Genomic DNA, 5,306 nt, shown 5'->3' with positions numbered 1-5,306 from the left:
CCAAATAGGACTGATTTCGATTGGCTCAGTAGGGATGCTAAAGAAGTAGATAAATACATAGAGGATCCATTCTGTGGGACGGTTTTTACAGCAGGATTTTTTTATGACTTTTTAGGTGGTATTAAGAGTATAGCTGAGAATAGGCAAATTAAGAAGGTTCCTAAAGATTTACCTATTTACATTTTTTCGGGTGATAAAGATCCAGTAGGTAAAAATGGTAAGGGTGTTCTAAAACTTTTTAAGACTTATAAAAAACATGGAATAGTAGATTTAACTTATAAACTTTATAAAGATGGAAGGCACGAGATGCTTAATGAAATCAATAAGGAAGAGGTGAATTCAGATGTGATAAAATGGCTTAACAAATATATAGAATAGTAAGTGATTTTATTGTAAATAAAAAGAGGCGATGAACTATTCATCGCCTCTTTTGTGTTAGTAAGGTATTACTTCTGTTCACGTTTTTTCATTTTTTGATACTTACGATTCACGTAATGGGTATGAAGAAGGTCTTTAGCTTTTTCTCCATAAGGTTCTCCTAAGAATTCATTATAAAGTCTTAGAATAGAAGGGTTTTCATGAGATTTTTTTATTACTTTATTTTTATCTTCTTTATATATAGCATTAATTCTCTTTTGAAGTATTTCGCTATTACCATAAATATAGGGTTGCCCACCGCCACCAATGCAACCACCTGGGCATGCCATGATTTCAATTATATGATAGGTAGATTCGCCATTTTTTATGGATTCAAGTAGTTTTCGAGCGTTTCCAAGTCCATTAGTTACTGCTACATTTACGTCCATATCTTTTATTTTAATGGTAGCTTTTTTAGTACCTTCAAGCCCTCTAATTGAGTGGAATTCTAACGCTGGACCAGTTTCACCTGTAATAAGTTCATAAGCAGTACGAACAGCGGCTTCTAAAACTCCACCGGAAGCCCCGAAAATAACCCCAGCTCCGGAGGATTCGCCTAATGGGTCATCAAATTCACCTTCTTCTAAAGAGTTAAATTCAATACCAGCCTCCTTAATCATTTTTGCCAGTTCCCTAGTGGATATTACAATATCTACATCTCTTAAATTATCATGCTTTAGTTCATCTCTTGCAGCTTCATACTTCTTGGCAAGACAAGGCATAACAGATACCACTATCATTTTTTTGGGATCAATATTCATTTTCTCCGCAAAATATGTTTTGGCTATAACGCCAAACATTTGGTGAGGAGATTTACAAGTTGAGGGAATATCTAGCATGTCAGGGTAGTCATGTTCTAACATATTTATCCATGCAGGGCAGCAACTTGTGAGTATAGGAAGCGTACCACCATGTTCTAGTCTGTGCACAAGTTCACTAGCTTCTTCCACTATAGTTAAGTCAGCTGCAAAGTCTGTATCGAAAACATAATCAAAACCTAGAGCACGTAAAGCGGATACCATTTTGCCAGTAACTAGGGTTCCAGGTTCTAAACCAAAGGATTCTCCAAGAGCAGCTCTTATGGCTGGCGCAGTTTGTACTACCACTATGTTATCCTTTGAATGGATAGCATCCCATACGTTATTCATGAAATGTACTTCCGTTAATGCTGCAGTTGGACATACAGCAACGCACTGACCACAGAAAGTACAGTTGGTTTCAGCTAAGGGAGCATTAAAAGCAGGGGCTACATTTGTTGTAAAACCTCTATTAATTCCAGACAAAACATTGCAGGTCTGAACTTCATTACACATAGTTTCACAACGCCGGCACAAAACACATTTGTCTAAGTTTCTTATTATAGAATAACTTGAGTTGTCTACATCGAAATGAGACATTTTTCCTTCGTATCTAATTTCGCGAATACCAAGTTCTGCGGCTAATGATTGAAGCTCACACTGAAGATTTTTCTCACATAACAAACATTCCTTCGGATGATTAGATAGAAAGAGCTCAACTATTGCTCTACGTGATTTTATGGCCCTTATGGAATTTGTTTTTACAACCATTCCGTTAGTTACAGGAGTGGAACAGGCAGGAGCTAAATTTCTTCGTCCCTCTACCTCTACAACACACACTCTGCAAGAACCAGGATCATTTATAGTTCTATCGTCATGAAGCTTAAAGTGACATAGCGTTGGTATATGGATGTTAAGGCTTTTTGCAACGGATAGTATAGTACTACCTTCGTCTACTTTTGCTTTTATATCATTTATAGTTAAGGTTATTGAATTCAATTTTATCACCTCTCTTTTGTATTACTTTCGGATTATGGCGTTTACTGGGCATACTTCATAGCAGGATCCACATTTAATGCACCTATTCTGGTCAATAACATGTAGCTCTTTAATTTTTCCACTTATACATGTAACAGGGCAAATCTTGGCACAACGAGTACAACCTATACATTTATCTGTAATTTCATACATTAGTAGGTCTTTACATACTCCGGCAGGACAATGATGATCTCTTACATGTGAATTAAACTCTTCCTCGAAATACTTTAAATTACTAAGGACAGGATTAGGAGCTGTTTGACCAAGACCGCAAAGTGATGTATCCTTAATAATTTGACCAAGCTCCTTTAAATTAGCTATATCCTGATCTGTAGCTCTCCCTTTTGAGATTTTTTCTACTATTTCGTACAATCTAGTATTCCCTATTCTACAAGGAGTGCATTTACCACAGGACTCTTCTAAAGTAAATTGGAGGTAGAATTTTGCAATATCCACCATACAGTTATCTTCATCCATTACAATCATTCCGCCAGATCCCATCATGGATCCTATGGAATTTAACGATTCGTAGTCTATTGGAGTATCCAAAAGAGAGGCAGGAATGCATCCGCCTGAAGGTCCGCCAGTTTGAACTGCTTTAAATTCACGACCGTCTTTAATACCTCCACCAATATCATATATTATTTCTCGGAGTGTAGTTCCCATTGGAACTTCAACGAGTCCAACATTATTTATTTTGCCTGCAAGAGCAAAAACTTTAGTTCCTTTAGAGGTTTTTGTTCCTATAGAGCTAAACCACTCTGCACCATTGTTTATAATTGCAGGTATTAGGGCGAAGGTTTCTACATTGTTAACGGAAGTTGGTTTATCCCAAAGACCTCTCTGAGCTGGAAAGGGCGGCTTGTTAGTTGGCTCTCCGCGGTATCCTTCAATGGATTGTATAAGCGCAGTTTCCTCTCCACACACAAAGGCACCGGCGCCATATTTAAGGTGCACATCAAAGCTAAAGTTAGTTCCTAAAATATTGTCACCCAAAATACCATAAGCTCTAGCCTGGTTAATAGCTATTTTAAGTCTATCGATGGCTAATGGATATTCAGCCCTTATATATATATATCCAATGGAGGCACCTATAGCATAACCAGCGATAGCCATAGATTCTAGCACACTATGAGGGTCGCCCTCTAGTATTGAACGATCCATAAAAGCACCAGGATCTCCTTCATCGGCATTACATATAATATATTTTTGTTTTGCAGCATATCCTTTAGCGAAGGACCATTTTTTTCCTGTAGGAAAACCACCGCCTCCACGTCCACGAAGTCCAGAGTCAGAGATTAGAGTAATGATCTCGTCTTGTGTCATAGTAGTAATAACTGAACCTAGGGCCATGTAAGCTTTTTCAGCAATTGCTTCTCTTATATCTTCTGGATTTATTAGGCCACAGTTTCTAAGTGCGATTCTGTGCTGCTTTTTATAAAAAGACATCTCATCTTGTCTTTTAACCTTTTGTTTTAGAGTTGGCTCTTCGTATAATAACCTTTCGATTACGTTGCCTTTAATTAAATGCTGCTCTACTATCTCTGCTGCATCCTCTGGTTTCACTTGAATATAAAATACATTGTCAGGGTCTATTTTTACAATAGGACCTTTTTCACAAAAACCGAAGCAACCTGTTATATGGGCCTTTACCTCGTGGTCGAGCCCAGCTTCTTTAATTTTTGCATTCAAATTTTCAATAATAAGTGAACTATCAGCTGACATACAACCGGTACCACTGCAGACTAATATGTCACGTTTGCATCTAGTATGTTCCACACTTAATTCTTGTTTATGAGAAAACTTTCTAAGTTCTAATAGTTTCGTGAAATCCTCATGAGCTTTTGCAAGTTCTTTAAAAGAATTAATTTTATTCAAGGTTAAATCCTCCTCGCTTTTTTCTTAAGTACTTATTCTGAGTATTCTTCTAAAATTTTAATTACATCATTGGTTTTAAAATGACCATAAACTTTACCGTTAACCGTTACTACCGGAGCAAGTCCACAGGCACCTATACACCGAAGAGTCTCAATAGTATACTTTTTATCCTGTGTAGTTTCTCCAGCAGATATTGCAAGCCTTCTTTCAAATTCACCTAATATATCTGCAGCTCCACGTACAAAGCAAGCTGTTCCAGTACATACATTTATAACATATTTCCCCCTAGGAATTGTAGTGAAATATGAGTAAAAAGTTACAACGCCATATACTGAAGCGGTAGGGACATGCACTTTTTCTCCAACGAAGTCCTGAACTTCATCAGGTAGGTAGCCAAATATTTGTTGGGCTTTATGTAAGACTTCAATTAAAGAGCTACGGTCATTAGGTACAGTTTGTATAAAATCTTCTAGCAACTTAAATTTCTCTTTAGATAAATTTTCTGAGCACACAATACAACACTCCTTGCTACGTTTATGGGTATATAATAATGATTTTTATTTATATATCCCAATATATTTTGACGAACATCAATTATTATTGTTTCCAATTTACAAAATAATATCCTAATATGTATCTATTTAAGTGAAAAAGTAATAATTATTATATTTTAGAATATAGTATAAAACAATATGAATTACAGTTGTAATTAAAATGGAAGGTGATATGGAAATGCATAAAATTCCTAAAATATCAGATGCTGAATGGGAGGTAATGAAAATAATTTGGATCAATTCTGAAATTTCATCAATAAATATTATACAGGAACTAAAGGATAAATCCCACTGGAAACCCGCTACAGTTAAAAGTATGATAAATAGATTATTAAATAAAAATGCAATCGGATTTAGTAAATTAGGCTATGAGTATTTATATTTTCCTTTGGTATCTGAAGAGAAATGTATTGAAATCGAAAGTCGATTTTTTATTAATAGAGTATTTAATGGTTCTAGTAAATCTATGCTCTTAACATTTGCAAAATTAGAAGGAATGTCTGAAACGGATATAGCTCAATTTAAAAATATACTAAACCAAACAAATAAAAATGAAGAAACAAAGAATACTCTTAAGTAGAGATGTTGTGATGAGGGGGATGAAGATGAGGCGGAAAGGTGT

At 35.7% G+C, this 5,306-nt stretch carries 5 protein-coding genes; 2 read left to right on the top strand and 3 right to left on the bottom strand.

Features of this window, described 5'->3' with window-relative positions:
• A partial coding sequence (locus ACJAX4_RS21930) for a serine aminopeptidase domain-containing protein (protein ID WP_435791567.1) occupies positions 1 to 378 on the top strand: 378 nt, incomplete at its 5' end.
• Between the two features lie 68 nt (positions 379 to 446).
• On the opposite strand, the gene ACJAX4_RS21925 is transcribed toward ACJAX4_RS21930, so the two are convergent.
• The 3 genes from ACJAX4_RS21925 to ACJAX4_RS21915 are packed head-to-tail and all read right to left on the bottom strand — an operon-like array spanning position 447 to position 4,642.
• Positions 447 to 2,213 carry an NADH-dependent [FeFe] hydrogenase, group A6 gene (locus ACJAX4_RS21925; RefSeq protein ID WP_435791566.1) on the bottom strand — a complete coding sequence of 589 codons (1,767 nt, stop codon included), beginning with the start codon at positions 2,211 to 2,213 and terminating at the stop codon, positions 447 to 449.
• Between the two features lie 21 nt (positions 2,214 to 2,234).
• Positions 2,235 to 4,130: an NADH-ubiquinone oxidoreductase-F iron-sulfur binding region domain-containing protein gene (locus ACJAX4_RS21920; protein WP_435791565.1), complete on the bottom strand. Its 1,896-nt coding sequence runs from the start codon at positions 4,128 to 4,130 to the stop codon at positions 2,235 to 2,237.
• A 32-nt stretch (positions 4,131 to 4,162) separates the two neighbouring features.
• Positions 4,163 to 4,642 carry an NAD(P)H-dependent oxidoreductase subunit E gene (locus tag ACJAX4_RS21915; RefSeq protein WP_435791564.1) on the bottom strand — a complete coding sequence of 160 codons (480 nt, stop codon included), beginning with the start codon at positions 4,640 to 4,642 and terminating at the stop codon, positions 4,163 to 4,165.
• Positions 4,643 to 4,862: 220 nt separating this feature from the next.
• Between ACJAX4_RS21915 and ACJAX4_RS21910 the strand changes: the two genes are divergently transcribed.
• Positions 4,863 to 5,264 (top strand): BlaI/MecI/CopY family transcriptional regulator, encoded by a 402-nt coding sequence (locus ACJAX4_RS21910; RefSeq protein WP_435791563.1) that lies wholly within the window; start codon positions 4,863 to 4,865, stop codon positions 5,262 to 5,264.
• Positions 5,265 to 5,306: the final 42 nt, after the last annotated feature.

Origin of the sequence: Clostridium sp., assembly GCF_051278035.1 — a bacterium.
Lineage (GTDB): Bacteria > Bacillota > Clostridia > Clostridiales > Clostridiaceae > Clostridium_AD.
This window is presented reverse-complemented; position numbering and strand designations above follow the sequence as displayed.

Excerpts from the sequence above, each read along its gene's own strand:
- ACJAX4_RS21910 (WP_435791563.1), top strand. The coding sequence starts at position 4,863 with ATGCATAAAATTCCTAAAATATCAGATGCTGAATGGGAGGTAATGAAA.